A 26,867-nucleotide genomic window follows, 5' to 3' on the forward strand; every position below is an offset into this window, starting at 1 on the left:
GCTTACTCCCGGGAGATCTGCAACGGCACCGGCGGGATGAAACCGGGGTGCGAAATCCGGTTGCGCTGCACCACCTCACCCACTCGCGTGGCATCACCGAGTTTCTGGTAGGCCACGACCACGGCTGGCTGGGTGCTCTTGGGGGTCAGGTCGAGCAACCGCACGCCGTTGGACGCCACTGCATTGAGATGCTGCGTCAACGCCTGACGGACGCTGCTGAGTACCTGGTAATGCACCGAATCGGCCTTCAGCGCCGCCTGCCAGATCAGGTCGTTGATGTTGTCACGCAGCGCCAGCACATCGTCGACCACTGGCACATCGGCGCGTTGCACCGGCTGCTGGGCTTGCTGGGCCAGCGACGGTGTGACCGCCAGTTTCACCGCCTGCGTCGCTACCGGCAGCATCGACACAAGCTGGGAGATCTGCACCAGCAAGGCGTCCTGAATCAGGTTCACCGTAGCTTGCGAGGCAGCAGCGGAGTCCTTGCCAATGGTCAGTTGCGACGCATCCAGGGACTTGGCTTCCTCGACCTTTTGCGAGAGCTCGGCGAGCATTCCGTGATAGCCCTTGACGGCAAAATCCTTCAGGCCCCGGACTTCGCCCACCAGGCTGTTGACTTCGCCCACCAAGCCTTTGAATTCGCCCAGCACGCCCTTGATCGCGGCACTCACTTGTTGGGGGAACGCCTTGATCGTGCGGACCAGGGCATAGATATTCGCGTACGTCTCGATCAGCGGCTGCAACTCGTGCTGGATCACCTGATACGCCAAGGTAATACCCTTGCGCAGGTTCTCCAGGCCGACCCGAGCCTCATTGACCAGCGACATCGCCCCGTCGAAACGCGCCACCGAAGCGTCGAGCAATTTGTCCGACGCCACCTGCAATTGCTCCTGGGTATTGACGACGGCCTTGGGGAACTGCAGCGGCTCATCCGGATAGAACTTCAGGTTGAAGGTCACCAACCCGCCATCCTTGCGGGTCTGGGTCATGTCGCAGGCACCCACCTTGACCTGCATCCGCCCCAGCCACGGGTGGACCAGTTCGCCGCTGCCCTCTTCCAACGCCTTGAGCAGGCTGTCGCGCTGCTCAAGGCAATCGGCGCCGACGATAAACGCGGTCAGATCATGGATCTTCGCTTGCTGACCAAGACCTTCGAAAAACGGCTGGTCACGCTGCGGGTATTCATGCAACTGGCCTTTCTGGCCGACCGGGGTTTTCGCCACGTCGACCCAGAACGGTACACCGCGAAACGAAGCCGGCAACAAACGATCACGCCAGTCAGTCGCCATAGGTACCTCCGAGGGAAAGCGAGCGATAGCCGACGCGAGGCGTCAGGTCCAGGCCCGGTTGATTGGTTTGCGCTTGGTCGACGCGCAAGCCCGCTGGCGCGTCCTTGAAGCTCACGGTCAAGCCGCCTTCGAGTTGCGTGCGGTTGTTGGCGGCGGTTTGTTGAACCAGAGCATTGGCATTGCTCGTCAGACCGGAGTCGGTGCTGCTTGAAGGGTCTCCCCAGTTCCAGAAAGACGAGCCGCCACCATTGGTCGCCTTGGCATTGCTGGCCTCTTGTTGCTGCGCCAGGCCATCGACCTTGCCGGTGACCTTGGCGACAAACTCACCGAAACCGCCACTGAACAACTCCTTGATCGGCGCGACAAGGGTTTGCAACTTGTTCCACCAGCCAGCGAACCACGCGACAATCGGCTCCCAGTTCTTGATGATCAGCCCCAATGGCGACCAGTCGAACATCGTCTGGAAAAAGTCCATGACGGGTGTCGCCAGGCTTTGCAGTACCTCCCACAAGGCAGAAAAGACCTTGCCGATGGGCTCCCAGTTGGCGACGATCAACCCGACAGGAGACCAGTCGAACAGCGTCTGGAGGAAGTCCTTGAGCAACTGCGCCGGGTCTTGCAACGCAGCCCAGATCGTCTCGAAGTAAGCGCTGATCGCTCCCCAGTTGTTGATGACCAAGCCCAGCGGTGACCAGTCGAACAACCTCTCGAGGAAGTCCACCGCCGGTGCGCTCAGCGCTTTGATCGTGTCCCAGAGCCCCCCGAAGTAAGCGCTGATCGCGCCCCAGTTATTGACAATCAGCCCCAGCGGCGACCAATCGAACAGCGCCTTGAGAAAGTCCACCAGCGGTGCACTTTCTGCTTTGATCATGCTCCAGACCCCCTCGAAGAAATCGCCGATCGCCCCCCAGTTATTGATGACCATCCCCAGCGGCGTCCAGTCGAACAGGCTCTTGAGAAAGTCCATTACCGGTACGGCCAGGGCCTTGAGCAAGCGCCAGATCGAATCGAAGAGCCCCGTCAGTGGCACCCAGTTGTCGATGACCAGGCCCAGCGGCGTCCAGGAAAACAGCGCCTGGAAAAAATCGAACAGCGAGACAGCCGCCACGCTGATCGACTGCCAAAGGCCGGCGAAAAACACGCTGATTGTCTCCCAGCCCGCGCTGATCATCGGCATCGGCGACCAGTCGAGCAGCGCCTGCAATCCCGACATGAAGCTGGCCGCCGTATTTTTGATGCTGTCCCAAAGCCCGTTGAAAAAGCCTGAGATCGGCTCCCAGTAGGCGATGATCAGCCCTGCCGCAACGGCAATGCCCAACGCGACCAAACCGACCGGCGAAGACAGGAAACCGACTTTGAGCAACTCCATCGCGCCCATTACGCCGCTCACCGCACCCCGCATGACGGTAAATGCCAGCGCTCCCGCCGCCAGTCCTTGAACCAGGTTGGGATTGGCCGCCACGAACCCGGCAACGGTACTCACCAGCGGCACCAGCGCGGTCACCACGGCGTTCACTACGGGCAGCAATGCCTGGCCGAATTTCGCCGAAACGTTATCGACTGCCTCACTCAACTTCGCCAGATTCTGCGCCGTGGGCCCCAGCTTCGGCCCCGGCAACTCAGGTCCCTCTGCCCCCTTGCGAGCCTCGGCCAGCTGGTTTTCCGCCTTGATTGCGCTCTGGACACCCGCAACGAAAGGCGCCGCCAAACCTTCGCCCTTGAACAGCGCCGAGAGATCCAGCTCACCCAGGCCGCTGTCCTCCAGGCTCTTTTTGAAACGCTCGACTTTCGTGGTGACCTTTGCCATGTCGGCGTCCATTTTCTGGACGCCGTTCACGACAAGGGCCATGTTCACAATCGTCTGGGTATTCGTCGTGAGCATGTTATTTGTCGTAGCCATCACTGCACCTGCTGCATCGCATTGATCCGTTGCGCGTGCTCCAGGGATTCCCGGAGCACATCCAAGGACCTTGCCATCATCTGTTCGGGGTCAACCTTCCAGAACCAGGCCAGGTCGTAGGCGAGCGCAATCAGCTCGCCGACGGCTGCGATGCCGCACTCATGAAAAAACCCGCCACCGCCCAGCTCAAGGTGTTGAGGTCGGACAGGTCCAGTTGGTTGACCGACGACGGCGGGATGCCGGCGCAGACCGCGATGTACTTGGCCGCGACATCCATATCGAGGCTGACGTCCTCGCCCTTGTCGATCTTGTACGGCAACGCCTTGATCGCCCGCACTTCCTGTACCGTCGGACGCCGCAGGGTGAGCTCGCTCAGGGGTTCGCCGTGGGCCTCGATGGGCACCTGCAACTTCACTGGATCAGTCATTGCCAGGTCCCCTTGATGCCTTCGAATTTCAGCGCGATGGTCGCGTCATCGCCCTTGGCGATCGGTGCGTCGGTCAGGTAGGCACCGGCCAGGACATAGACCTTGCCGTTGCTGAACTCGCAGGTGACGGTCATGTCGGTGCCGGCGATCAGTTGCTTGAGCGGGAAGTCCGGGGTGTACAGCGCGGTGACCGCGAAGGTCGGAGCAATATCGGTTTCCTTGTAGAAACCCGGCACGACCGTTTCTCGTTTGACCGACATCAGCGGCGCTTCGCAGCCGCCGTTGATGGTCAGTTGAGCGCCGTCCACTTTGACGTAGCAGGTGCCCGCAATCAGTTGACCCATGGTGTATCTCCTTGCAATAAAAAGCCCGCATCGAGCGGGCTGGGGTTACGCAGTGTGGGCAGGCGATCAGGCCGCCGCGTCGTACTGCAGGCGGAACTGGTTGAGCAGCGCGAACACCCGCAGACCGTTGATGTAGTCCGGCGGGAACAGCACGTTGACCCGGCTCGGGTCCTGGCTGTCGCGCTCGACGATCAGGTGCTCGGCGAACATTTCGGCGTTCTCCACATGGCCTTCCAGTTCGAGCTTGGCGTACTGGGCGATCAGCTCACCGCGGATGGTGCTCGGGGTGATGATCGGCTGGCCGGCGCCGAAACGGGTGCCATCGGCAGCGAGCTTGTGGCGACCGTACTTGCTGGTGATCACGCTTTGCAGACGGCGCACGATAAAGGCCGACTGGTGCATGGTCTCGCTGTCCAGATAGGAGTTGTCCGCCTGGCCGTAAGCGTTTTTCTGGTAGGTGGTGATCGCCCGCTGGATGCGCACGTAACCACCTTCGTAGTAAGCCGTGGCGAGACCGTAGCTGAGCAGCGACTGACGCTCGGTCAGGGTGAAACGTTCGCTGGCCGCGGCCGGGTCGATGCCCGCCAGGCTACCGCTCTGGGTCGGACGGCTGGCGTCGGCGGAGATGAACACCGCGGTGCGCGCGGCCAAGGCGGCGGCCTGGACCCAGACCGGCTGTGGCACACCCGGCTCCATGGCCAGGATGGTCACGTGCTGGTCGTTACGGGTCTGGCCGGCTGCCACCAGGGTGCCAACGGTACCGCGCTTGGCGCTGTAGACATGGCCGAACAACTGCTTGGACCAGGACCAACGACCGACGCTGTCGTTCATCGCCGCTTGCCAGGCGTTCAGGGTCGCCACATCGGACCAGGGCAGGCAGATGAATTCGAACGGCTCGTCGCCGAGTGCCGCGAGCGCGGCAACCTGGTCAGGCACACCGGCGCCACCGGCCATTGGCGCGGTGACGATGGTCAGGCCGGCCGGAGTCTGCTCGCCGTTGCTCTTGCCCAGGCGGTTGAACTGCAGGCTGATGTCGTTGCCACTGTCACCGGTCCATTTGCAGCTCAGGGTCAGGGTGCCATCGACGGCCACGGCGCTGACCGGCAGATCGGCCGCCGCGTTGACTTGCAGCGCCAGGGTGGTGGCGACCTGGGCGGCGGTTGCCCCGTTGACCACCGAGGCCTGGACCCGCACGCCGCCGACATACAGGTTGAGCACGCCGCTTTCGGTGGCGGCGCCGGTCAGTTTCAGATCGGCCTTGGCGATGCTACCCACGCTGTTGCGCAGCGGCAGGCACCAGATCTCGCCGACCGGATCGGTCTTGCGCCAGGTGTCGTACATCGAGGCAAGCATCGAGCCCTGGCCGCCGATGCTTTTCGCCAGGGCGACGCTGGAGACCAGCACCAGGCTGCCGACTTCGCTGCTGGTGGCATTGTCGTTGACCTGGGCGACGATCAGCCGACGCAGGGTCGACGACGCGCTATTGGCCGCCGAGTTGTCCATCTCGGCGTAGAACAGCGGAACACGCAGGTCCGCGGGGATATTGCTGAATCCGATAGCCATTATTGGGCATCCTGTGGTTGTGCCGCTGGCGCGGCGTTGAGGGTGATATCGCCATCGGCCAGACGGCGGCGCCACCAGGCGCCGTCGGCCACTTCACGGCCTTCGAGCGGTAGCAGGTCGCCGGCTTCCGGATCCGGTACGGCGCGGCCTGGGGCCGGCACTACGGTGATGCGTTGGGTCATTGCGTTACGTCTCCTGAAAAAGTCAGCTCCAGGCGTCCGTCGGGGCCTGGGCGGTGCAGATTGGGGTCGGCCGGGTCGATCGCATCGACCTTCACCGTGACCCCGGTAAAAGACGGCAAGCCGTCCAATTCACGCTCGTGCCAGGTTTCCGCCGGATCGGTGGAACGGTTGCGCCCCAGCTGGAACTCGGCGAAGAAATGCAGGCGATAGAGCAGGCGGCTGGCGCTGATCGAGATCAGTTCGCCACCGTCGTATTCGATGGGGTTGTAGAAAGTGTCGGGCTTGAAGCCGACCAGGGCGCGCCAGAGTTCGGCGCGCAGGCTGTGGAGCTGGTCGAAGGCTTGCGCACCGTTACTGCCGTCGAGTACCAGGATCAGTTCCAGGCGGTCGGTCAGGGTTTGGCGGGTAACGTTTTGCGAGGTGTCCTTGCTCGCCAGGTCGGTCATCACCGTGACGAATGTCGCCGGGGTTTGTAGCGTGGTGTTGCTTTGCAGCAGGTCGAGGTCAAGGCCGGTCGAGATATGTTGGGCAAGACTGGGGCATTGGGCACGCAGTTGCGTGAGGATCGGGGTGATTTGCATAGAGATGCACCGGGTAATAAAAAACCCGTCGATTGACGGGTTCGACAGGCGATCACTCGCCTCCAGAAAGCCCGCGTCCTTGCGGGCTGGGCCCTGCTCTCGGGCCCGGTGGCTCCAGTCCGTTGGCAATATCCAGGCTGGTCATGAGCGCTTTGTTCAGACCTCGTCGGGCTATTGTTCCGGCCGGGTCTCCGGGGGAGGCACCTCGTCGACCCCCAACCGCTTGGCCGCCCAACGCTCATAAAGACCGATGGCGGCATCCGCGCCAGCCATGGCGGTCAGGCAGCCAAAGGCGCCGGCGGTCCAGATCGACACGCCAGCGGCGTACAGCAGCATGATGGTCGACACCCCGCAGACCATGCAGGCTCCGGAGCGCAACACCAGTCGGCGCAGCAACACCCAGCCACGGGCACCGTCCTTGTCGGCGCGCCACATTTCGCCGGACACCCCGCCGACCACGGCCAGCACAATGACCAGCCAGATAGGCATGTCCACCAACGCTTGTTGCTCGTTCGTCATGTCACGCCTCCTATAATAGAAAAAGGCCATTTATTGGCCGGTGATGATTTGGGCTTGTCGTTCAAGGTGAAGGGTTCTCTTGAGAGCCCGCGTTCGGTGGGCATTCCAAAAAGCCCGGTCGCCCAGGCTTTTCAGTAATGCGGCCCGCTATTCCTGTAATACCGATCGGAATAGAACAATCAATTAGGAGACGACTGAGGCGTAATCCATCAGCGATTGATCATGGAGCTAGTGGCCAGTTGATGGTGGCCGGAAAGCCGGGCTGTTTGTTGATTTCGCTCAAGGCGACGATGTATTGCTTTTGTGCCAGCAGAAAAGCTTGATCCGCCGGTGTCGCAAGCCCCAGTTCGACCTTGTACTGCAAAGCGGTCCTCGACAATTGGCCGTAAGCCTTATCAAGACGAGTCTGTTTACCGAATCCCGCTTCTGTTTTCGCCGGCATTCCGCTGAAGGTCCAAACACCATCGGTGTTGACGGCATCAAAACCATAATCGACCCAGTCATCCTCACTCACCGCAACCCAGAGTCCACCATCAGGAAACTCTTGGGTGATGTCGTTATGAGTTTCGTAAATGTTGTCGACCTTTCCGTCCGTAATACGTACGTACTTCTTCATGCTTGTTCCTCTATTCAGACCGGGTTTCCGGCGTTTCTTGATCTACCCAAATCAGGTGGGCATTCCAAAAAGCCCGGTCGCCCAGGCTTTTCAGTAATGCGGTCCTGATGTCCCGTCCTGGAACCGCTCGCGTTTTCGGCGATGGCAACTCCTGAGCGGACACCCGATCTTTCGGCGCTACTGGCGCGGTACGGATCGATTCAAATTGTTCCTCCGACCGCGACCCTGTCCGCCGGATAACTGCTTACGGTGCTTTACGCTGCACACCCGGGTCAGTTGCCAACCCTCTGAACCGTTGAGGCCGGTCCATCGCTGCCTGTTCTTTGAAGCGGTGCCACTAAAGAGCGCGGGGCTATCCCCTGGCATTGCTGCCTGTCACCGACCTTTCTGGCCGGCTTGGGACAAAGAATATGCATGTATGCATATACAGTCAATGCATAAATGCATTTATTTATGCGCTGCCAATGCATCCATGCATGGAGGCCACGTCGTTCAAGGGGTTGGGCTTTTTTGCAGGCGTAAAAAAACCCACACCGCTGTGGGTTTTTTTGGATCAGGAAGGATTAGCGGGCGTACATGCCCCACCAGAAGACATGACCGAGGATGGTGATCTGCTCCTCCTGGATCTCCTGGAAGCTGTAGTCCTCATCCGGATGCTCGTCGCGATTGAAGCTGCGCAGGCGGATCCCGCTGGGCAAGCGATACAGCTGCTTCACCCGCAACTGGCCGTTGTGGTTGATGGCGTAAAGGTCGCCGTCGACGATATCGCCGATGGCGCTCTTGCCGGCGTTGACCCCGACCGTGGCGCCGTCGCGCAGTACCGGCAACATGCTGTTACCGCGCACGGTCACGCACTTGGCCTGGTCGAACTGCACGCCGTTGTGGCGCAGGCTACGCTTGCCGAAGCGCAGACTGGCCTTCTCGCTTTCCTCTATGACGAATCTTCCTGATCCAGCAGCCAATTCAACCTCGCGAAGAAAGGGCACGGACACTTCGTCTTCATCGACGGGCGTGTCGTCGTCCCACAGGCTTATATCCTTGAGTTCCGAATGCAGCGTGCCCTGCGCCTGATCCCGAGCGGCGGCAACGGGTACACGCCCGCGCAACTGGTCGGTACTGATACCGAAGTACTCGGCGATCTTCGAGATGTGCTTGTCCGAAGGATCGACAATTTTCCCGCTGAGAATGCGCGAAAGGGTGGATTGGGGCACGCCGGTACGACGGTGAAGCTCCGTGGGGGAGATCCCGTGACGATCGAGCAGCGCTCGTAGGACGGTAGAAACGTTGCGTATTTGCATAACGCGCATATTGCTTGGGCTTTTCGCGAATGGCAAATGCTGATTTGCATATTTTATGCATCGGTATGCGAACAAACCCCAGGGGGCATCACCTCGGTTATCGACATCCAGTAATCCGAGACGCAGGGTGCTGTCCCGCGCACATCGCCGTAGGACGTGATGGCGCACACGTCCGTAGGCAAAAAAACCAAACAGAAGAAAGATAATTCCTACTTTTATTCATCCGCGAAATTTAAATCAACTTAAATATAACAAAGCAATAAAAAACCTATCCGTTTGGCCAGTTTCTCACTCAGAAAAGCACATCTAATATTCGATTACAAATTACCCAATCCGAATAGGATCAGGAGCCGAATCATGAACATAAATAGCAGCACATCTTCCTTCTACAGATACAGTCCAGCCTCCAGCGATAGAACATCAACAGCTCAAACAATAAAAAAGGAAGATTTTTTAATCGAGCCTTCCACCACCGACACGCTAAAGAAAAATTCCACTTCAAGTATCGTATCAGAATCCCGGGCAACGACCTCCCCTAGCACAATGGGCAGGCCATCAGCCATGGAGATGGAACTGGAATTGGCGAGAATACCAGAGTGGCTTAGTCCATTTTACATCGACGTTTCAACGCTTCCGGGGGCTAAAAATTACCATGCAGGATACGAAGATAAATTCTCAAGGCTGTCTGCAGCAGAACGCAGCGAATACTTTACCTCATTACAAATACATGTCAGTAACATGTACCAACAAAACGGCTTCACCGACACACAAGACCCCTATGAAAGATATGAAGCATCTAGATCCGATGCTGTAGATAAAAAATTGCATAAAACCTTTATCGAGAGCGTAAGCGGCGACATTCAATTACTTGCCCTTGTAAACAAACTAGGCATCCACCTTTCTTGAAAAAATAGTGCTTACGCTCCCAACGCCAAGCCTCAGGCACAAAATATCATGAAAAAAATTTGTATAGCGGTAATTATATACTTACTTCCAAATCTAGTTTTTGCTCAAACCTCTATTCTCGCCACACTGCGCGCTCAGGGTATAAAAGTGCTTGCTTTGAGCGAGCAACGTTTGAGTAAAATCAGAGGCACGGCAAGACTCACCGACCAACCTCTGCCGAGCGTATCGAGCGGAATAAAAACCTACAACATGAAGCTCAATCGCTTTGGTAATGAACATGACTACAGGTCTTATCGAATCATGGGTAGCGAATGGAGCCCGCCCAGTGAACACGGTCAATCGTACGTCGAAAATGGTTTCAAATACAAAGTCTCTGGTGACCGCTGGCTCGCCGACAAATCGAGCGGCACAGACTGGAACATCAACAATGCAACAGAGGTTGATTACCACTATCAGGCGTTACACAACGAAACCGGAGCGCCTTTGAGCTTCGGCTGGAGAGAAACCAGTTGGAGCCGGCCAATTTCAACCTTTTCCTGGTGACCCATCAAACAAAGCCACGGACCTAATGTTTGTGGCCTGCCAACTCTCGGATCAAGGTAATAAAAGGATGTGCAATGACTAACCCTCTAAGGTTATTTTTCGCCGCCAGTACCTTTTCTTTTTGCTTCGGGGATGCATCGATCGCCTTGGCGGACAGTATATACTTAAAAAACGGAGACAAGTTTTCCGGAAAAATAATATCGTTCAACAATGGATTATGCATTTTTTATACGAATTTTAGTTCAGCCGTGAGGATCCCAATAGCAGACATTCAATCGATAACCAGCAAAGACCAGTACCACATCCTGTTTGCCAACGGCGAGCAAGCAATAGGACAGCTAAAATCCGCACTAGACAATCGAACACTGCTGGAGTCACCGACTTTTGGAGAGTTGCTCATAAGCGCATCGAAAATAACCCAGTTGACCAAAGCCTTCCAGGCGCGGCAAAACCTCGATACATCGGCGCCAGACCAGGAACCTGATGATGACACGCCAAATAATAGCTACGGCTCAGAAACAGCAGCACAACCGCCCCTCGATTTCTTGACCGGTTCCACCGTTCTTTTATCTCCCGGCGAATACGAGATGGACCTCGGCATCGCCTATAAACAAAATCGACTCCAATATGCCCTCCCCCAGGCGGGCTATTTCCAGAGATCGTCTTACTCGGCAAAGCAACTGGAATTCAGGTCAACCCTCAGGGCGGGGATTTACGAGGGTATTGAAGGCTATTTGAGCGCGCCGATCACCTACAGCCACATCCAGGATGTTTCCAGCAATGAGCATGTCCGCCATGCCGATGCCTGGAACCTGGCCGACATTGCATTCGGCGCTCAATACCAGTTCATCGACGAATCCGCCGACCGACCGGCTATCTCCCTGACATTTGACCTGAGCGCGCCGACGGGAAGAAAGCGATACAGCGACACCTTCAATAGCTGGAAAGACCCGCTGAATAACGGCTCCGGGCACTGGAGCATCGCCCCCGGCCTGGCATTCGTCCGCACCACCGACCCGGCAATACTCTTCGGTGGAGTCAGTTATCAATACTATTTTCCAAACACCATCGACGGCTACCACGTACAGCCCGGCTGGGTATTGAAGAGCTACGCCGGGGTCGGCTTTGCCTTGAATGAAAAGCTGTCGCTGGGCACACGCCTTTCCTATGCCTATAGCGCCAACCTGAAAGCGGATCACGAAATCATCCACGGCTCCGACGCTGACCCCATCGATCTTTCGCTTAGCGCCTCCTATCGCGTATCAAACGACTGGGTGATTTCTCCTGGGGTCATCTTTGGCCTGAACGACGACTCAGGACCGGCAGCCCTGTCGATAAACTTTAAAAGGCATTTCAATTGAACAGGCGATCCGTACCGAGGATTTTAAGCGCGCTGATCCTCACCGCCTTCAGTCCCCCAATAAATGCCGGCACCGCTGCCCTGCTCAAATCAATGAGCCAATTGAAAATGCAAGGCATTGAAAGACAAACCCTCGACTACTCCTGCGGCGCGGCAGCGCTCGCCTTATTGCTGAGTCACTATTTCGAGGATCCGATAACAGAAGGACAAATCCTCGCGGATATAGTGTTGCGACTACCCGACACCGCGATGTTCGAGCGAACCCTTGAAGGGTTTTCAATGCTGGATCTCAAAATGACGGCGGAGAACCTCGGCTACACCGCCGACGGTGTATTGCTCCCAGCGGAGTCGGTATATGCCTTGAAAGGCCCGGTCATCATTCTTCTGCGCAGAAGCAAACTGAATCATTTTGTTGTGCTCAAAGGTGTCGGCCAAGGGCGTGCCTTTCTCGCCGATCCCGCTCGCGGACACCTCAGACTGCCGCTCTTCCAATTGTTTCAGGAATGGCAAGGCGAAGCGCTCATCGTCGGTCGTGAAGGTTTCGGGGTACCTACTCAGCACAACTTGAACATACCCGGCAGCCGGTATATTTCACCCGAAACCGACGCGGTCAGGACACTGCAAAGAATACCTATAAATTGATGTCCAGCAGGGCCCTCCTGAACTCAGCGGACATTCGCCCCCCCGTGTTAACCTTGCCCCCATCGAAAAAGTCCCGCGCCAGGCGCTCGACTCTGCTCTCCACTCAAAACGAATCCGTCTAAGTATCCGATGAGTAAAAATAGCCCCGATCTGTCCTCCCACACCCCGATGATGCAGCAATACTGGCGCCTGAAGAACCAGCACCCCGATCAGCTGATGTTCTACCGCATGGGCGACTTCTACGAGATTTTCTACGAAGACGCGAAGAAGGCCGCCAAGCTGCTGGACATCACCCTGACCGCCCGTGGGCAATCGGCCGGGCAGGCGATTCCGATGTGCGGGATTCCCTACCATTCCCTCGAGGGCTACCTGGCCAAGCTGGTGAAGCTCGGCGAGTCGGTGGTGATCTGCGAGCAGATCGGCGACCCGGCCACCAGCAAGGGGCCGGTCGAGCGCCAGGTGGTGCGGATCATCACCCCCGGCACCGTCAGCGACGAAGCGCTGCTCGACGAGCGCCGCGACAACCTGATCGCCGCCGTGCTCGGCGACGAGCGCCTGTTCGGCCTGGCCGTGCTGGATATCACCAGCGGTAACTTCACGGTCCTCGAAATCAAGGGCTGGGAAAACCTGCTGGCGGAGCTGGAGCGGATCAACCCGGTGGAATTGATGATCCCGGACGATTGGCCACAAGGCCTGCCCGCGGAAAAACGTCGCGGCACACGTCGTCGCGCGCCCTGGGATTTCGAACGCGACTCCGCGCACAAAAGCCTCTGCCAGCAATTTTCCGTGCAGGACCTCAAGGGCTTCGGCTGCGAAAACCTGACCCTGGCCATCGGCGCCGCGGGCTGCCTGCTCAGCTACGCCAAGGAAACCCAGCGCACCGCCCTGCCGCACTTGCGCAGCCTGCGCCATGAACGTCTGGACGACACGGTGGTGCTCGACGGCGCCAGCCGCCGCAACCTGGAACTGGACACCAACCTCGCCGGCGGTCGCGACAACACCCTGCAATCGGTGGTCGACCGTTGCCAGACCGCCATGGGCAGCCGCCTGCTGACCCGCTGGCTGAACCGCCCGCTGCGCGACCTGCGGGTACTGCAGGCACGCCAGAGCTCCATCACCTGCCTGCTGGAAAGCTACCGTTTCGAAAAACTGCAACCGCAGCTCAAGGAAATCGGCGATATCGAGCGGATCCTCGCCCGGATCGGCCTGCGCAACGCCCGCCCTCGCGATCTGGCACGCTTGCGCGATGCCCTCGGCGCCCTGCCGCAGTTGCAGGATGCGATGCTCGAACTGGACGCCCCGCACCTCAAGCAACTGGCCGTCACCACCAAGACCTACCCGGAGCTGGCGATCCTGCTGGAGCGCGCCATCATCGATAACCCGCCAGCGATCATCCGCGACGGCGGCGTCCTGAAAACCGGCTACGACACCGAACTGGATGAGCTGCTGTCGCTGAGCGAAAACGCCGGGCAGTTCCTCATCGACCTGGAAGCCCGGGAAAAAGCCCGCACCGGCCTGGCCAACCTCAAGGTCGGCTACAACCGGGTCCACGGCTACTTCATCGAGTTGCCGAGCAAGCAAGCTGAATCGGCCCCGGCAGACTACATCCGACGCCAGACCCTCAAGGGTGCCGAACGCTTTATCACCCCGGAGCTCAAGGAATTCGAGGACAAGGCCCTGTCGGCCAAAAGCCGCGCCCTGGCCCGGGAGAAAATGCTCTACGAAGCCTTGCTGGAAACCCTGATCGGCGAACTTCCACCGTTGCAGGACACCGCCGCGGCCCTGGCCGAACTGGATGTGCTGAGCAACCTCGCCGAACGGGCACTGAACCTCGACCTGAACTGCCCGCGCTTTGTCGACGAGCCGTGCATGCGCATCAGCCAAGGCCGCCACCCGGTGGTCGAGCAGGTCCTGACCACACCGTTCGTGGCCAACGACCTGGCGCTTGACGACAACACCCGCATGCTGGTGATCACCGGTCCCAACATGGGCGGTAAATCCACCTACATGCGCCAGACCGCGCTGATCGTGCTGCTGGCCCATATCGGCAGCTTCGTGCCGGCAGCGAGCTGCGAGCTGTCCCTGGTGGACCGGATCTTCACCCGGATCGGCTCCAGCGACGACCTGGCCGGCGGACGTTCGACCTTCATGGTGGAAATGAGCGAAACCGCCAATATCCTGCACAACGCCAGCGAGCGCAGCCTGGTGCTGATGGACGAAGTCGGTCGCGGTACCAGCACTTTCGACGGCCTGTCCCTGGCCTGGGCTGCGGCAGAACGTCTCGCCCACCTGCGGGCCTATACCTTGTTCGCCACCCACTATTTCGAACTGACGGTATTGCCGGAAAGCGAACCGCTGGTGGCCAACGTGCACCTCAATGCCACCGAGCACAATGAACGGATCGTCTTCCTCCACCACGTGCTGCCCGGTCCGGCCAGCCAGAGCTACGGCCTGGCGGTGGCGCAGCTGGCGGGGGTGCCGAGCGATGTGATCAGCCGCGCCCGCGAGCACCTGAGCCGTCTGGAAACCACCAGCCTGCCCCATGAGGTCCCCGTCGCCAAACCGGGAAAACCGGCTCCGCCGATGCAAAGTGATCTGTTTGCCAGCCTGCCGCATCCGGTCCTGGAGGAGCTGGCCAAACTCGACCTGGACGACCTGACCCCGCGTCGCGCGCTGGAAATGCTCTATACATTAAAGACACGGATCTAACGCAGCGGACGACAAGCTGCTAGAATCTCGCGCGGTTTGGGATGCTGTGAACTATCAGCCTGGTTCGCAGACTATCGCTCCCAAACCTGGCGAGCCCGCTTGACCGGGCTCCGCTGCCGCCGCCTGAGGAGAGAATTAGAAATGACCTTCGTCGTCACCGACAACTGCATCAAGTGCAAGTACACCGACTGCGTAGAAGTCTGTCCGGTGGACTGCTTTTACGAAGGCCCGAACTTCCTGGTCATTCACCCGGATGAGTGCATCGACTGCGCGCTTTGCGAGCCGGAATGCCCTGCTGTGGCTATTTTCTCCGAGGATGAAGTCCCGGAAGACATGCAGGAGTTCATTCAGTTGAACGTTGAGCTGGCCGAGATCTGGCCCAACATCACTGAAAAGAAAGAATCGCTGCCGGACGCCGAAGAGTGGGATGGTGTCAAAGGCAAGCTCAAGGATCTCGAACGCTGATTGCAGCGCGCTCGACGAAAAGGCCCCTTGCGGGCCTTTTTTGTTGCTGGCACTTTTCTACAGGCAAAAAAAAGGGGCGGTATGACCCGCCCACATTTTTTCCCTAGTCCCTTTTTTCCCTTTCATCATCCTGATGAATCGCATCCCGCGATGTTCCTTCCAGCAATCTGTCCTTGATCGCCGTGTCTATCCGTCGACACAGGGGCGATATTAAAGACTTTCTGAGAGGCTGCAAGTGGATCCAAAATGCCATCTATCGCACATTGGATCCATTACAATTACAAAAAAACTATATATTTCAATTAGTTAAATTAAATACTCGGAAATCTAGACGCCAATTTATCCTCGATCGCTTACGCAAAATGTAAGCGATGGCTTACACGCCCAAGCAGATAAAACAGAACTTCTGGATCCAATCCTGGTTCATGCACCCTGGAACAAAACTCGAAACCGCTCAAACCACGGATACAAAAAAGGCCTCGATCAATGCGAGGCCTTCAAGGCAAAAGAACGATTTCAACTCTGTGGCTTGAGCCCCTGAGACATACCGAACATGAACAACAGCAGATCGTGGTCGGGTTTGGCATCGGTCACCCTGGCGGCACGGGGCAAAGGACAGTTCCCGGAGCCCATCGCCGCAGCCAGCACCTTGGGACCGGGCTGTTCCCAGACCACCAGGGCCAGGGAAGCCACCGCCAGAGCGCTGACCAGGAATAAACCTCGAGCGACTTCTAACTTCATTACCGTAAGCCTTTGATGGCACAGCTGAACGCTCACCTTTTAATCAAAATAGCTCAATTTTCCCCTGATCGTCGCACTCAACGACGAATGGCGTCGCCGCCGTTTGAGTTCATTCTGTGGGTTTGCGCGACGGGTGGTTCCCAGGTTTCCTTTATATCCGATCAGACACCAGCACCGCTCAGATCGACATGAAAGCGGCAACCGTTGGGTTGCATGGTGGTCAGGCTGACATGCCAACCCTGGTTTTCGCAGATGCGCTGGACCAGCGAGAGGCCAAGCCCAAGGCCTTCACCGCGTTTTTCGTTGCCCCGCACGAAAGGCTGGAACATGGCTTCGCGCTTTTCTTCGGGAATCCCCACGCCACTGTCCTCCACCACGAACCCGGCCGGCTCCAGAGTCAGGCGGATAAAGCCCTGATCGGTGTAGTGCAGGGCATTACGCAGCAGGTTGCCCATCACCGCATGCAGGAAGGTAGCGTTGTAGCCGGTGTCCAGGGGATTGCCAGGATCGACGATCAGCCTCAAGCCCTTCTCTTCAATCGGCGCACGCCACAGGTTGATCAGGTCATCCGCCACCCGGCTCAGGGAAACCTGTGGCGACATGCTGGCGTCCTCGCGCTGGGCCCGGGCCAACATCAGGAAGGTCTGCACCAGCTCACGCATCTCCTCGCTGGCCCGGGCAATGCGTTCGACCTGGTTGCGCCCGCGCGCATCGATGGCCGGATTCTCCAGCAGCAGTTCACAGGAGGTCGCCAGCACCATCAACGGCGTGCGCAGTTCGTGGCTGACATCACTGGTGAACAGTCGCTCCCGGGTCAGGGCATCACGCAACCGACCGAGGGTGGCATCGAACGCCACCGCCAGTTCACCCACTTCATCGGCGGCGTAATCAGGCGCCAAGGGCGGCGCCAGCCCCAGCAGTTGATCGCGATGCCGTACCTGGCGAGCCAAGCGCACCACCGGGGCCATCACCCGCCGGGCCAGGACCCAGCCGAGGAACACCGCCAGGGCCAGGGCCAGGACGAAGCCCACCAGCACCACGGCAAACAGCACCCGCTCACGCTCTTCAAAATCACTCTGGTCCTGCAACAGCACATAACGCCGACCGTCGACCACCTCGACCATGGCGTGGTAGGACAGTTGGTCGCGAAACACTTCATGAAACCCGGCGTCCAGGTGACGCAGATCCCTGGGCAGCGCGAAATCGCCTCTGCCGCCACTGAAGTAAAACAGTTGGTCGGGCTCGGGCCGGTGACTCCAGTCGCTGACGCTGTCCATCAGCAACAGACGCTGGAGATCGCCACCCAGGCCCGCGGAAATCAGTTTTTCCTCGACCAGGTGCACCGTCGCCACGATCCCCATGGCAAAGGCCCCCGCCACCAGGGCGCTCATCAGCGCGAAGGCGATGATGATCCGTTGGGCGAGACTCTGTTTAAACTCCATCGCGGCCTTCGGCCAGGCGATAGCCGACGCCATGGACGGTGTGCAGCAAAGGCTTTTCGAAAGGTTTGTCGATCACCTGGCGCAATTGGTGGACATGACTGCGCAAGCTGTCGCTGTCCGGGCAATCGTCGCCCCACAGGGCTTCCTCGAGGATTTCACGGCGCAGCACATGGGGGCTTTTCTGCATCAGCACCGCCAGCAGTTTCAGGCCTACGGGGTTGAGCTTGAGCAGGCGCCCTTCGCGAGTCACTTCCAGGGTGTCGAGGTCGTAGCAGAGGTCACCGACCTGCAACTCCCGCCGTCCGCCGCCCTGGGCCCGACGTAGCACCGCCTCGATCCGCGCCGCCAGCTCCGACAGGGCGAATGGCTTGAGCAGGTAGTCGTCGGCACCGGACTTGAAGCCCTGCAGACGGTCATCCAGTTGGTCACGGGCGGTGAGCATGATCACCGGGGTGTCGCGTCGGGCATCTTCGCGCAAGCGTTTGCACAGGGTGAACCCGTCGATCCCGGGCAACATGATGTCCAGTACGATCAGGTCGTAGTGTTCGGTGGCGGCCAGGTGCAAGCCCGACAAGCCGTCCTGCGCACAGTCCACGGTATAGCCTTTAAGTCCCAGGTAATCGGCCAGATTGGCGAGGATATCGCGGTTGTCTTCAACCAGTAGAATTCGCATGGGTACTCTCTCCGAACGCGGTAACGGCCGTGTCTTGGCCCGCGCAGCTTAAGGGCAAGCCCGTGGCAGCTACAAGCTGCAAGATAAAAGCCGCCGCGACGCGGTTGGCTTGCAAAAAAAAGAAACCCCGCACGAGGCGGGGTTTCTTTGTAGCAGGTGGAGCAGGCTTACATCATGCCGCCCATACCGCCCATGCCGCCCATGTCTGGCATACCGCCGCCAGCACCAGCGTCTTTCTTCGGCGCATCGGCCACTGCCGCTTCGGTGGTCAGGATCAGACCGCCGATGGAGGAAGCTGCCTGCAGTGCCGAACGAGTCACCTTGGTTGGGTCCAGGATGCCCATTTCGATCATGTCGCCGTACTCGCCAGTCGCGGCGTTGTAACCGAAGTTACCCTTGCCGTTCTTGACTTCGTTGACGACAACGCTTGGCTCGTCACCGCTGTTGGCGGAGATCTGGCGCAGCGGCGCTTCAACAGCGCGACGCAGGACAGCGATACCGACGTCCTGATCGGCGTTGTCGCCTTTCAGTTCGCTGATGGCTTGCAGGGCACGAATCAGTGCCACGCCACCGCCAGGGACCACGCCTTCTTCAACGGCTGCACGGGTAGCGTGCAGGGCGTCTTCAACGCGAGCTTTCTTCTCTTTCATTTCAACTTCGGAACCGGCGCCAACCTTGATCACCGCAACGCCGCCGGACAGCTTGGCCAGACGCTCTTGCAGTTTTTCACGGTCGTAGTCGGAGGAAGTCTCGGCAACCTGGGCACGGATCTGGGTGATGCGCGATTCGATATCGCCCTGTACGCCAGCACCGTCGACGATGATGGTGTTTTCCTTGGACAGGGTTACGCGCTTGGCGCTACCCAGGTGGTCCAGGGTGGTGCTTTCCAGGCTCAGACCGATCTCTTCGGAGATCACGGTACCGCCGGTCAGGACAGCGATGTCCTGCAGCATGGCCTTGCGACGATCGCCGAAGCCCGGTGCCTTGACGGCAGCGACCTTGACGATACCGCGCATGTTGTTCACGACCAGAGTCGCCAGGGCTTCGCCTTCAACGTCTTCAGCCACGATCAGCAGCGGACGGCCGGCTTTGGCGACGGCTTCCAGGACTGGCAGCATTTCGCGGATGTTGGAGATCTTCTTGTCCACCAGCAGGATCAGCGGGCCATCCAGTTCGGCGACCATGGTGTCCGGCTTGTTGACGAAGTATGGGGACAGGTAGCCGCGGTCGAACTGCATGCCTTCTACAACCGACAGTTCGTTTTCCAGGCCCGAGCCTTCTTCAACGGTGATCACGCCTTCTTTACCGACTTTTTCCATGGCTTCGGCAATGATGTCGCCGATGGAGCTGTCGGAGTTGGCGGAGATGGTGCCGACCTGAGCGATGGCCTTGGTGTCGGCGCAAGGCTTGGACAGGGCTTTGAGTTCTTTGACAATGGCGATGGTCGCCTTGTCGATGCCGCGCTTGAGGTCCATCGGGTTCATGCCGGCAGCGACAGCCTTCAGGCCTTCGTTGACGATCGACTGGGCCAGCACGGTGGCGGTGGTGGTACCGTCGCCAGCGTCATCGTTGGCACGGGAAGCCACGTCCTTGACCAGCTGCGCGCCCATGTTTTCGAAACGGTCGTCCAGCTCGATTTCCTTGGCAACGGAAACGCCGTCCTTGGTGATGGTCGGAGCGCCGAAGCTCTTCTCGATGATCACGTTACGGCCTTTCGGGCCCAGGGTCGCTTTTACCGCGTCAGCCAGAACGTTGACGCCTTTGAGCATCTTCTTGCGGGCGGAGTCGCCAAACAGAACTTCTTTAGCAGCCATAATCGTAATTCCTTGAATACTTTGTCGTAGCGGGAAAAATGAGCGGGAATCAGCCTTCGATAACAGCGAGAATCTCGTTCTCGGCCATTACCAGCAGGTCTTCGCCGTCTACTTTCACAGTGTTGCTGCCGGAGTAAGGGCCGAACACAACCTTGTCACCCACTTTCACGGCCGGCGCACGGACTTCACCGTTGTCCAGCACGCGGCCGGTGCCCACAGCGAGAATGACACCGTGGTTGGCTTTCTCGGCGGCCGAACCTGGCAGCACGATACCGCCGGCGGTTTTCTTCTCTTCTTCGCTGCGACGGATGACGACGCGGTCATGCAGAGGACGAAGCTTCATTGTCGATCTCTCCTAATTATGGTTTTCAAGGGTCGATATCGATACCGACCGGTTTAGCAAATCCGGCGTTGCCGGTTGCGGCTCGCCAAGCGAACCGCGAAAGACTGTCTGGCGACGTTCGCCAAAACCTTGCGGTGACCGTTACATAAGGTCACCAAAGGCGATTTCAAGGGCGCAGTGACGTTTTTTTTACCTGGACGAGCCGAAAACAAACACGGCACCCGAAGGTGCCGTGTCGCTGTAGTGACGATCAGGAGTCGCGATGTTCGAACTCGCCTTCGATCACCTGGGGTTGCCGACTATTGGCCGGTGGCGATCCCACTGGACCACGAGCCAGCGGGTCATCGGCAAAGGCGCGTTGGCGCAGCGCCTGCTCTTCGGCCCGCCGACGCATCCGGTCGGCCAGCAGGCGACGGGTGATCGGCAACAACAGGACCAGGCCGACAACGTCGCTGATAAACCCCGGCAGCAGCAGCAGGCCACCGCCCAGGGCCAGCATCAGGCCCTCGAGCATGGTCTGGGCCGGCAGTTCGCCGCGATTCAGGCTTTCCCGCGCCCGCAACGCCGTGGCGATCCCCGCGACCCGCAGGACCAGCACACCCAGCATCGAACCGAGAATGATCAGCGCCAGGGCCGGGAAAAACCCGATCGCGGTACTGACCTGGAAAAACACATACAGCTCTAGCACTGGAAACAGCAGAAAGAGCAATAGAAAAGCGCGCATCAAATGGTTCCTCTACGGAAGAATGCCTTCCACTTCACCTTAAATGACGTCGACAGTTCGTGAATTCAAGCTGGGGAGGCGTGCTTTTTTGGCCATTCCTGCGCGTGGGCCAGGTAAACCAAGGCCTCGCGAACTTGTGTCGGCGTATTACAAGGACCTTCGAAGGGCAACCAGTACAGCGCCTGGCCGATGCGCAAGTGCATGCCTTCGCTGTCGAGGCCCGCCATTTGCGCCGGTACCGAATCCGGCAACCCGGTCAGTGCGACATAATGGGCGATGGCCTTGGCGTGGTCGCTGTTCATGTGTTCGACCATGCCGGTCTCGGCCTTGCCGGCGAAGGGATTGGCCAGGGTGATCTGATCCAGCCAGTGGATTGCGCCGAAACCGCCAATGTAGCGGTGGCGCACCGGGTTGAGCACCCAGAAATCGAAATCGTGGACCTGATGGTAGTTCCGCGAGTCGGGGAAGTAGCGATAGTAGCGCTCGGCAGCGGCGTCGATCGCCTCGGGGTCGCCGAGTTTTTCGGCTTCGGCCAGGTAGGTCAGCCGACCGACGGCCTGCACGTCATCGGCTTCGCGCTCACCCACCAGCAAGGAACACTTGGGATCCTTTTGCAAATTATGGGTGTGCTGGGCGATCCGGCTGATCAGGATCAGCGCCCGCCCCCGCTCGTCAAGGCAATAAGGCACCACCGAGCCAAACGGAAAACCGGGCATGGCCCTGGAGTGTGTGGAGAGCACCCCACGGTACTCCTTGAGCAGCAGCTCGCGGGCATTCTTGGCAACTTCAGCGCTCACCTGTTGACTCCTCATGCAGAAACCGTCGGCAAGCCATGAGGCTTGCGAATGAAAATCGATGAAAAAAAATAAACCTTATCCGCGGTGGATGCCAGGGTCAGGGACGCTTCATGATGACCAGGCCACGCCGAAGCTCGCCCCGCAGCCAGGCACATAGAGGTTCTGGATGACAGGATGGTCCCCCGATGACTGAACACCGCGCCGCCACCGAAAGCCCCGCGCAGATGCGCCGCACGGCCCTCTACCTGACCCTGGCGCAAGTTCCCGAGGGCCGGGTCGTGACCTACGGTCAGCTCGCCGAACTGGCCGGCCTGGGACGCGCGGCGCGCTGGGTCGGACGAACCCTGAGCCAATTACCCGCCGACACGAGCCTGCCCTGGCACCGGGTACTGGCTGCCGGTGGTCGGATCAGCCTGCCGGCGGGCAGCCCGTCCGGCGACGAACAACGCGCCCGGCTGCGGACTGAAGGCCTGAGCATCCTTAACAATCGCGTCGATATGACGCGCCATGGCTGGCGCCCGATGGAGCACAGCGGTTAGAGTGCGCGCTTTGTTTCCGTCAACCTGAGGCAGATTCCAGCCCATGCCCCGTAAAACCTGGCGCGCCGCGCTCGCTGCTTATGCCAGCCCTTCGACACTCGTGCTCTTGCTGCTCGGTTTCGCCGCCGGTCTGCCTTATATGTTGGTGTTTTCCACGCTTTCCGTCTGGCTGCGTGAAGCCGGCGTGGCCCGTGAAACCATCGGTTATGCGAGCCTGATCGGGCTGGCCTACGCCTTCAAGTGGGTCTGGTCGCCCCTGCTCGACCAATGGCGCCTGCCGCTGCTCGGCAAGCTCGGACGGCGCCGTTCCTGGCTGGTACTGGCGCAGATCCTGATCGTCCTCGGATTGATCGGCATGGGTTTCTGCGATCCACAGAAACACCTGTCCTGGTTGATCGCCATCGCCGTCATCGTGGCCTTCGCCTCCGCGACCCAGGACATCGCGGTGGATGCCTATCGCCTGGAGATCGCCAACGACAGCCAGCAGGCCGCCCTGGCCGCCAGCTATATGTCGGGCTATCGGGTTGCCGCGCTGCTGGCTACCGCCGGGGCGCTGTTTATCGCCGAAGGCTTCGGCTCCACCGGTTTCAGCTACAAGCATTCAGCCTGGACCGGCACCTACGTGCTGTTCGGCCTGCTGATGGTGCCAGCACTGCTCACCACCTTCTTCATGCGCGAACCGCCAGTGCCGCTGCGCACCCAGCTCTCCGCCGGACGCTACAGCTTCGTGCACCAGTTGTCCTCGGTCTTCGTGCTGATCGTGCTGCTGGTCTCGGTACCGGCGATGTTCACCCAGCTCTACAACACCGATTTCGCCAGCGTGCTGTTCCAGGGCCGGAGCATGCTCGACCTGCTGCTGGAAGATCGCGCCTTCCTGCGTGCCATCCTCTACACCCTGCTCACCACCCTGTGCCTGTCGAGCATGGGCCGCCGTGGCCTGGCACCGGTGCTGACGCCGGTCAACGACTTCATCCTCCGCTACCGCTGGCAGGCCCTGCTGCTGCTGGGGCTGATCGCCACCTACCGGATGTCGGACACGGTCATGGGGGTAATGGCCAATGTCTTCTATATCGACCAGGGCTTTACCAAAGACCAGATCGCCGGGGTCAGCAAGATCTTCGGCCTGATCATGACCTTGCTCGGGGCCGGCATGGGCGGCCTGTTGATCGTGCGCTTCGGCATCCTGCCGATCCTGTTCATCGGCGGCGCGGCCTCGGCGGCCACCAACCTGCTGTTCATGTTGCTGGCCGACATGGGCCCGAACCTGAAGATGCTGATCGTCACCATCTCCCTGGACAACTTCAGCTCGGGCCTGGCGACCTCGGCGTTCGTGGCCTATCTGTCGAGCCTGACCAACCTGAAATTCTCCGCCACCCAGTACGCCCTGCTCAGCTCGATCATGCTCCTGCTACCGCGCTTGACCGGTGGTTATTCCGGGGTGATGGTGGAAAAATTCGGCTACCACAAGTTCTTCATCATAACCGCAGTAATGGGCATACCGACCCTGATCCTGATTGCCCTGCACTGGTATCAATCCAGTCGTGGCGAAGGCGCGGAGTCCGCCGCCGTCGGCGAAGAAACCCCGTAAACACTGGACGTCGCCGCCGCTCCCCCGGGCGGCGCGGCGACACGCCTGTACGTCGCCGAATCACACCCGTACAATGCCCAGTCATTTTCAGTCATCAGCAAGCGACAACGGCCAACCATGCGCACCAGTCAATATTTGCTCGCCACACAGAAAGAAACGCCTTCCGATGCGGTCGTGATCAGCCATCAGCTGATGCTGCGCGCCGGGATGATCCGTAAACTCGCTTCCGGCCTGTACACCTGGCTGCCCATGGGCCTGCGCGTGATGCGCAAGGTCGAAGCCATCGTGCGCGAGGAAATGAACGCGGCCGGCGCCCTGGAAGTGCTGATGCCCGGTATCCAGCCGGCAGAACTGTGGCAGGAATCCGGTCGCTGGGAAGAGTACGGCCCCGAGTTGCTGCGCCTGAAGGATCGCCACGATCGCGAGTTCTGTGCCGGCCCCACCCACGAAGAAGTGATCACCGATCTGTGCCGCAACGAGCTGAGCAGCTACAAGCAGTTGCCCATCAACCTGTACCAGATCCAGACCAAGTTCCGTGACGAAATCCGTCCACGCTTCGGCCTGATGCGCGGTCGCGAGTTCATCATGAAGGACGCCTACTCCTTCCACGTCGACCAGGCCTCGCTGCAGATCACCTACGAGCGCATGCACCAGGCGTACTGCAATATCTTTACCCGCCTGGGCCTGAAGTTCCGCCCGGTGGAAGCGGACAACGGCTCCATCGGTGGCGCCGGCTCCCACGAGTTCCACGTGCTGGCCGAGTCCGGTGAAGACGATATCGTCTTCAGCAACGGCTCCGACTACGCCGCGAACATCGAGAAGGCCGAAGCCGTGCCTCGCGAAACCTCGCGCCCCGCGCCGAGCCAAGCGCTGCGCCTGGTCGATACCCCGGATGCGAAAACCATCGCGCAGTTGGTCGAAGGCTACAACCTGCCGATCGAAAAGACTGTCAAGACCCTGATCGTCCATGCCGAGGAAGCCGGCAAGCTGATTGCCCTGATCATCCGTGGCGATCACGAACTGAACGAAATCAAGGCCGCCAACCAGCCTGGCGTTGCCAGCCCGCTGGTGATGGCTTCCGACGCCGAACTGCGTGACGCCATCGGCGCCGGCGCCGGCTCCCTCGGCCCACTGAACCTGCCGCTGCCGATCATCATCGACCGTTCGGTCGAGTTGATGAGCGACTTCGGTATCGGCGCCAACATCGACGACAAGCACTACTTCGGCGTCAACTGGGAACGTGACCTGCCGGTACCGACCGTGGCCGACCTGCGCAACGTCGTGGCCGGCGATCCGAGCCCGGACGGCAAGGGCACCCTGGAGATCAAGCGCGGCATCGAAGTCGGGCATATCTTCCAGCTGGGCACCAAGTACAGCGAAGCGATGAAGTGCCAGGTACTGGGCGAAAACGGCAAGCCGGTCACCCTGACCATGGGCTGCTACGGTATCGGCGTGTCCCGCGTGGTCGCCGCCGCCATCGAACAGAACTATGACGACAACGGGATCATCTGGAGCGACTCCCTGGCGCCGTTCCAGATCGCCCTGGTACCGCTGCGCTACGAAACCGAACAGGTTCGCGAAGCCACCGACAAGCTCTACGCCGAACTGACGGCGGCCGGCTTCGAAGTGCTGCTGGACGACCGCGACAAGAAAATCAGCCCGGGCATCAAGTTCGCGGACATGGAACTGATTGGTATTCCCCATCGGATCGTGGTCAGCGACCGCGGCCTGGCTGAAGGCAACCTGGAATACAAGAGCCGCACCGAGGCCGAGGCGCAAGCCCTGCCCGTCGCCGACGTGCTGTCGTTCCTTCAGGCCCGTATTCGTCGCTGAGTCCAGATAGAGAACCCATGTTCAATCGAAGCACCTTAGCCCTTGGGGGCGCCGCCTTGTGCGGCGCCCTGCTGGTCAGCGGCTGCGCCAATCAGATGGCACAACGCAGCGAGCATGAAGAGCGCGTGGAGCGCAAACTGCTCGAGCACAGCCTGCAGATTGATGTCGGCGAGCCCAAGGTCCTTGAGCTGCCGCAACGTCGCGTGCGGATCCACGAGCAGAAAACCTTCGAAGTCACCGAGTTCGAAGTCACCCGACGCTATGACCGCTACACGCCTTATCAAGGCTGGCGCAAGGTCTATGAAATCCCCCTGGGCGCCGTGGCACTGATTGCCGGTGTCGGCGCCAACGTGGCGAATGTCTTTGCCCTCGGCCACCTGCCGGACAGCATGACCCATGGCTGGCTCAAGGACGGGCTCGACGGCGTCAACCCGTTCATGAACGTCGAGTCCGGTGGTCGTGCCCAGCAGAACCTGACCGGGGTCGAGGAAGTCCAGCGCGACAAGCGCATGGAATACTCAAGCCTGCCGTGGTCTGAACGACCGGTGCAAGTGCTCGCCGGCAAACAGAGCGCTGAATTGACCACCGACCGCCATGGTGTGCTGCACCTCAACCTGCTGGACAGCCCCTTCGCCGAGCAGGACCTGTATCGCATCGGCAACCTGCAGATCCGCGTGGAGGATGCCCGGGGGGAAATCCACTCCGATTCCAGCCTGTCCATCAGTAGTGCGCTGCGCGGCAAGCTGCTGGAGGCCCATGACCTGATCTACAACGACCTGGAGGGTGACGACGTCAACCAATGGGTACATCGGGTCAAGCGCTTGTCACAACTGGGACTGGAGGACGAAGCCAGTGAACTGGAACAGAGCCTGATCGAACTGACTCGCAACGATCCCGAGTTGCAGCGTGAGTTTCTCAAGACCCTGACCAGGAAGGCCGGACGACTGGTAGCGGACCCAGGGGCCAACTGAGATCCCGACCCCCACTTTTCTGACGAGACGCAAAACCTGCAGGAGCAGAGCTTGCTCG

27 protein-coding genes are annotated in these 26,867 nt (G+C 59.7%); 10 read left to right on the plus strand and 17 right to left on the minus strand.

Annotated features, from left to right (window positions below; all coding sequences use genetic code 11):
- Nucleotides 1–2: 2 nt before the first annotated feature.
- From PFEN_RS02070 to PFEN_RS02115, 10 genes are all read right to left on the minus strand, one after another.
- Nucleotides 3–1,289, minus strand: coding sequence for a DNA circularization protein (locus tag PFEN_RS02070; protein ID WP_191485377.1), 1,287 nt, complete (start codon nucleotides 1,287–1,289; stop codon nucleotides 3–5).
- Nucleotides 1,279–3,189 carry a phage tail protein gene (locus PFEN_RS02075; protein WP_224770870.1) on the minus strand — a complete coding sequence of 637 codons (1,911 nt, stop codon included), beginning with the start codon at nucleotides 3,187–3,189 and terminating at the stop codon, nucleotides 1,279–1,281. The genes PFEN_RS02070 and PFEN_RS02075 overlap by 11 nt, the downstream gene beginning before the upstream one ends.
- Before the next feature lie 130 nt (nucleotides 3,190–3,319).
- Nucleotides 3,320–3,616 (minus strand): phage tail assembly protein, encoded by a 297-nt coding sequence (locus PFEN_RS02080; protein WP_100938666.1) that lies wholly within the window; start codon nucleotides 3,614–3,616, stop codon nucleotides 3,320–3,322.
- Nucleotides 3,613–3,960, minus strand: coding sequence for a phage tail tube protein (locus PFEN_RS02085; protein WP_191485378.1), 348 nt, complete (start codon nucleotides 3,958–3,960; stop codon nucleotides 3,613–3,615). The genes PFEN_RS02080 and PFEN_RS02085 overlap by 4 nt, the downstream gene beginning before the upstream one ends.
- Before the next feature lie 66 nt (nucleotides 3,961–4,026).
- The gene (locus PFEN_RS02090) at nucleotides 4,027–5,523 is read right to left on the minus strand and encodes a phage tail sheath subtilisin-like domain-containing protein (protein WP_191485379.1); all 1,497 of its coding nucleotides are present in this window, start codon (nucleotides 5,521–5,523) and stop codon (nucleotides 4,027–4,029) included.
- Nucleotides 5,523–5,705 carry a DUF2635 domain-containing protein gene (locus PFEN_RS02095; RefSeq protein WP_191485380.1) on the minus strand — a complete coding sequence of 61 codons (183 nt, stop codon included), beginning with the start codon at nucleotides 5,703–5,705 and terminating at the stop codon, nucleotides 5,523–5,525. Before PFEN_RS02095 ends, PFEN_RS02090 begins: the two co-directional genes overlap by 1 nt.
- Entirely contained in the window at nucleotides 5,702–6,286 is a 585-nt protein-coding gene (locus tag PFEN_RS02100; protein ID WP_191485381.1) for a hypothetical protein, read from the minus strand. Before PFEN_RS02100 ends, PFEN_RS02095 begins: the two co-directional genes overlap by 4 nt.
- A 171-nt stretch (nucleotides 6,287–6,457) precedes the next feature.
- Complete coding sequence (locus PFEN_RS02105; protein WP_191485382.1) at nucleotides 6,458–6,805, minus strand: phage holin family protein; 348 nt, start codon at nucleotides 6,803–6,805, stop codon at nucleotides 6,458–6,460.
- A 220-nt stretch (nucleotides 6,806–7,025) separates the two neighbouring features.
- Nucleotides 7,026–7,421 (minus strand): tail fiber assembly protein, encoded by a 396-nt coding sequence (locus PFEN_RS02110; RefSeq protein WP_191485383.1) that lies wholly within the window; start codon nucleotides 7,419–7,421, stop codon nucleotides 7,026–7,028.
- Between the two features lie 563 nt (nucleotides 7,422–7,984).
- Nucleotides 7,985–8,728, minus strand: a complete 744-nt coding sequence (locus tag PFEN_RS02115) for a helix-turn-helix transcriptional regulator (protein WP_191485384.1) — start codon at nucleotides 8,726–8,728, stop codon at nucleotides 7,985–7,987.
- Between the two features lie 348 nt (nucleotides 8,729–9,076).
- Between PFEN_RS02115 and PFEN_RS02120 the strand changes: the two genes are divergently transcribed.
- The 6 genes from PFEN_RS02120 (at nucleotide 9,077) to fdxA (ending at nucleotide 15,344) form a co-directional block, all read left to right on the plus strand.
- On the plus strand, nucleotides 9,077–9,625 hold the full coding sequence (locus tag PFEN_RS02120; protein WP_191485385.1) for a hypothetical protein: 549 nt from the start codon (nucleotides 9,077–9,079) through the stop codon (nucleotides 9,623–9,625).
- A 48-nt stretch (nucleotides 9,626–9,673) separates the two neighbouring features.
- A complete protein-coding gene (locus tag PFEN_RS02125) occupies nucleotides 9,674–10,168 on the plus strand; it encodes a hypothetical protein (RefSeq protein ID WP_191485386.1) in 495 nt (164 codons plus the stop codon).
- Between the two features lie 74 nt (nucleotides 10,169–10,242).
- Nucleotides 10,243–11,529 carry a transporter gene (locus PFEN_RS02130; protein ID WP_191485387.1) on the plus strand — a complete coding sequence of 429 codons (1,287 nt, stop codon included), beginning with the start codon at nucleotides 10,243–10,245 and terminating at the stop codon, nucleotides 11,527–11,529.
- Complete coding sequence (locus PFEN_RS02135; RefSeq protein WP_224770871.1) at nucleotides 11,526–12,170, plus strand: C39 family peptidase; 645 nt, start codon at nucleotides 11,526–11,528, stop codon at nucleotides 12,168–12,170. The genes PFEN_RS02130 and PFEN_RS02135 overlap by 4 nt, the downstream gene beginning before the upstream one ends.
- 129 nt (nucleotides 12,171–12,299) lie before the next feature.
- The gene (gene mutS / locus PFEN_RS02140) at nucleotides 12,300–14,879 is read left to right on the plus strand and encodes a DNA mismatch repair protein MutS (RefSeq protein ID WP_191485388.1); all 2,580 of its coding nucleotides are present in this window, start codon (nucleotides 12,300–12,302) and stop codon (nucleotides 14,877–14,879) included.
- Between the two features lie 141 nt (nucleotides 14,880–15,020).
- Complete coding sequence (gene fdxA, locus PFEN_RS02145) at nucleotides 15,021–15,344, plus strand: ferredoxin FdxA (protein WP_191485389.1); 324 nt, start codon at nucleotides 15,021–15,023, stop codon at nucleotides 15,342–15,344.
- Between the two features lie 516 nt (nucleotides 15,345–15,860).
- Here fdxA and PFEN_RS02150 read toward each other — a convergent pair.
- The 7 genes from PFEN_RS02150 to PFEN_RS02180 all read right to left on the minus strand — a co-directional run bounded on the left by PFEN_RS02150 (nucleotide 15,861) and on the right by PFEN_RS02180 (nucleotide 21,878).
- Nucleotides 15,861–16,085 (minus strand): hypothetical protein, encoded by a 225-nt coding sequence (locus PFEN_RS02150; RefSeq protein WP_191485390.1) that lies wholly within the window; start codon nucleotides 16,083–16,085, stop codon nucleotides 15,861–15,863.
- A 161-nt stretch (nucleotides 16,086–16,246) separates the two neighbouring features.
- A complete protein-coding gene (locus PFEN_RS02155) occupies nucleotides 16,247–17,527 on the minus strand; it encodes a sensor histidine kinase (protein WP_191485391.1) in 1,281 nt (426 codons plus the stop codon).
- Nucleotides 17,517–18,200, minus strand: a complete 684-nt coding sequence (colR, locus tag PFEN_RS02160; RefSeq protein ID WP_191485392.1) for a two-component system response regulator ColR — start codon at nucleotides 18,198–18,200, stop codon at nucleotides 17,517–17,519. The genes PFEN_RS02155 and colR overlap by 11 nt, the downstream gene beginning before the upstream one ends.
- Nucleotides 18,201–18,367: 167 nt before the next feature.
- Complete coding sequence (groL, locus tag PFEN_RS02165) at nucleotides 18,368–20,014, minus strand: chaperonin GroEL (RefSeq protein WP_191485393.1); 1,647 nt, start codon at nucleotides 20,012–20,014, stop codon at nucleotides 18,368–18,370.
- Between the two features lie 49 nt (nucleotides 20,015–20,063).
- The gene (locus tag PFEN_RS02170) at nucleotides 20,064–20,357 is read right to left on the minus strand and encodes a co-chaperone GroES (RefSeq protein WP_191485394.1); all 294 of its coding nucleotides are present in this window, start codon (nucleotides 20,355–20,357) and stop codon (nucleotides 20,064–20,066) included.
- A 250-nt stretch (nucleotides 20,358–20,607) separates the two neighbouring features.
- Complete coding sequence (locus PFEN_RS02175; protein ID WP_191485395.1) at nucleotides 20,608–21,081, minus strand: FxsA family protein; 474 nt, start codon at nucleotides 21,079–21,081, stop codon at nucleotides 20,608–20,610.
- A 65-nt stretch (nucleotides 21,082–21,146) separates the two neighbouring features.
- Entirely contained in the window at nucleotides 21,147–21,878 is a 732-nt protein-coding gene (locus tag PFEN_RS02180) for a HugZ family protein (RefSeq protein ID WP_191485396.1), read from the minus strand.
- A gap of 185 nt (nucleotides 21,879–22,063) precedes the next feature.
- On the opposite strand from PFEN_RS02180, the gene PFEN_RS02185 reads away from it, so the two are divergent.
- The 4 genes from PFEN_RS02185 to PFEN_RS02200 all read left to right on the plus strand — a co-directional run bounded on the left by PFEN_RS02185 (nucleotide 22,064) and on the right by PFEN_RS02200 (nucleotide 26,809).
- Nucleotides 22,064–22,417 (plus strand): MGMT family protein, encoded by a 354-nt coding sequence (locus PFEN_RS02185; protein WP_191485397.1) that lies wholly within the window; start codon nucleotides 22,064–22,066, stop codon nucleotides 22,415–22,417.
- 43 nt (nucleotides 22,418–22,460) lie between these two features.
- A complete protein-coding gene (locus PFEN_RS02190; RefSeq protein WP_191485398.1) occupies nucleotides 22,461–24,005 on the plus strand; it encodes an AmpG family muropeptide MFS transporter in 1,545 nt (514 codons plus the stop codon).
- A 117-nt stretch (nucleotides 24,006–24,122) separates the two neighbouring features.
- Entirely contained in the window at nucleotides 24,123–25,838 is a 1,716-nt protein-coding gene (locus PFEN_RS02195; protein ID WP_191485399.1) for a proline--tRNA ligase, read from the plus strand.
- Between the two features lie 17 nt (nucleotides 25,839–25,855).
- Nucleotides 25,856–26,809 carry a hypothetical protein gene (locus PFEN_RS02200; protein ID WP_191485400.1) on the plus strand — a complete coding sequence of 318 codons (954 nt, stop codon included), beginning with the start codon at nucleotides 25,856–25,858 and terminating at the stop codon, nucleotides 26,807–26,809.
- The last annotated feature ends 58 nt before the right edge of the window (nucleotides 26,810–26,867 follow it).

It is taken from the genome of Pseudomonas sp. FEN (assembly GCF_904067045.1).
In the GTDB taxonomy this organism is placed as follows: Bacteria; Pseudomonadota; Gammaproteobacteria; order Pseudomonadales; family Pseudomonadaceae; genus Aquipseudomonas.

Coding starts and splice junctions, on each gene's coding strand:
- PFEN_RS02070 (WP_191485377.1), bottom strand. CDS start 1,289: ATGGCGACTGACTGGCGTGATCGTTTGTTGCCGGCTTCGTTTCGCGGT.
- PFEN_RS02075 (WP_224770870.1), bottom strand. CDS start 3,189: ATGGCTACGACAAATAACATGCTCACGACGAATACCCAGACGATTGTG.
- PFEN_RS02080 (WP_100938666.1), bottom strand. CDS start 3,616: ATGACTGATCCAGTGAAGTTGCAGGTGCCCATCGAGGCCCACGGCGAA.
- PFEN_RS02085 (WP_191485378.1), bottom strand. CDS start 3,960: ATGGGTCAACTGATTGCGGGCACCTGCTACGTCAAAGTGGACGGCGCT.
- PFEN_RS02090 (WP_191485379.1), bottom strand. CDS start 5,523: ATGGCTATCGGATTCAGCAATATCCCCGCGGACCTGCGTGTTCCGCTG.
- PFEN_RS02095 (WP_191485380.1), bottom strand. CDS start 5,705: ATGACCCAACGCATCACCGTAGTGCCGGCCCCAGGCCGCGCCGTACCG.
- PFEN_RS02100 (WP_191485381.1), bottom strand. CDS start 6,286: ATGCAAATCACCCCGATCCTCACGCAACTGCGTGCCCAATGCCCCAGT.
- PFEN_RS02105 (WP_191485382.1), bottom strand. CDS start 6,805: ATGACGAACGAGCAACAAGCGTTGGTGGACATGCCTATCTGGCTGGTC.
- PFEN_RS02110 (WP_191485383.1), bottom strand. CDS start 7,421: ATGAAGAAGTACGTACGTATTACGGACGGAAAGGTCGACAACATTTAC.
- PFEN_RS02115 (WP_191485384.1), bottom strand. CDS start 8,728: ATGCGCGTTATGCAAATACGCAACGTTTCTACCGTCCTACGAGCGCTG.
- PFEN_RS02120 (WP_191485385.1), top strand. CDS start 9,077: ATGAACATAAATAGCAGCACATCTTCCTTCTACAGATACAGTCCAGCC.
- PFEN_RS02125 (WP_191485386.1), top strand. CDS start 9,674: ATGAAAAAAATTTGTATAGCGGTAATTATATACTTACTTCCAAATCTA.
- PFEN_RS02130 (WP_191485387.1), top strand. CDS start 10,243: ATGACTAACCCTCTAAGGTTATTTTTCGCCGCCAGTACCTTTTCTTTT.
- mutS (WP_191485388.1), top strand. CDS start 12,300: ATGAGTAAAAATAGCCCCGATCTGTCCTCCCACACCCCGATGATGCAG.
- fdxA (WP_191485389.1), top strand. CDS start 15,021: ATGACCTTCGTCGTCACCGACAACTGCATCAAGTGCAAGTACACCGAC.
- PFEN_RS02150 (WP_191485390.1), bottom strand. CDS start 16,085: ATGAAGTTAGAAGTCGCTCGAGGTTTATTCCTGGTCAGCGCTCTGGCG.
- PFEN_RS02155 (WP_191485391.1), bottom strand. CDS start 17,527: ATGGAGTTTAAACAGAGTCTCGCCCAACGGATCATCATCGCCTTCGCG.
- colR (WP_191485392.1), bottom strand. CDS start 18,200: ATGCGAATTCTACTGGTTGAAGACAACCGCGATATCCTCGCCAATCTG.
- groL (WP_191485393.1), bottom strand. CDS start 20,014: ATGGCTGCTAAAGAAGTTCTGTTTGGCGACTCCGCCCGCAAGAAGATG.
- PFEN_RS02170 (WP_191485394.1), bottom strand. CDS start 20,357: ATGAAGCTTCGTCCTCTGCATGACCGCGTCGTCATCCGTCGCAGCGAA.
- PFEN_RS02175 (WP_191485395.1), bottom strand. CDS start 21,081: ATGCGCGCTTTTCTATTGCTCTTTCTGCTGTTTCCAGTGCTAGAGCTG.
- PFEN_RS02185 (WP_191485397.1), top strand. CDS start 22,064: ATGACTGAACACCGCGCCGCCACCGAAAGCCCCGCGCAGATGCGCCGC.
- PFEN_RS02190 (WP_191485398.1), top strand. CDS start 22,461: ATGCCCCGTAAAACCTGGCGCGCCGCGCTCGCTGCTTATGCCAGCCCT.
- PFEN_RS02195 (WP_191485399.1), top strand. CDS start 24,123: ATGCGCACCAGTCAATATTTGCTCGCCACACAGAAAGAAACGCCTTCC.
- PFEN_RS02200 (WP_191485400.1), top strand. CDS start 25,856: ATGTTCAATCGAAGCACCTTAGCCCTTGGGGGCGCCGCCTTGTGCGGC.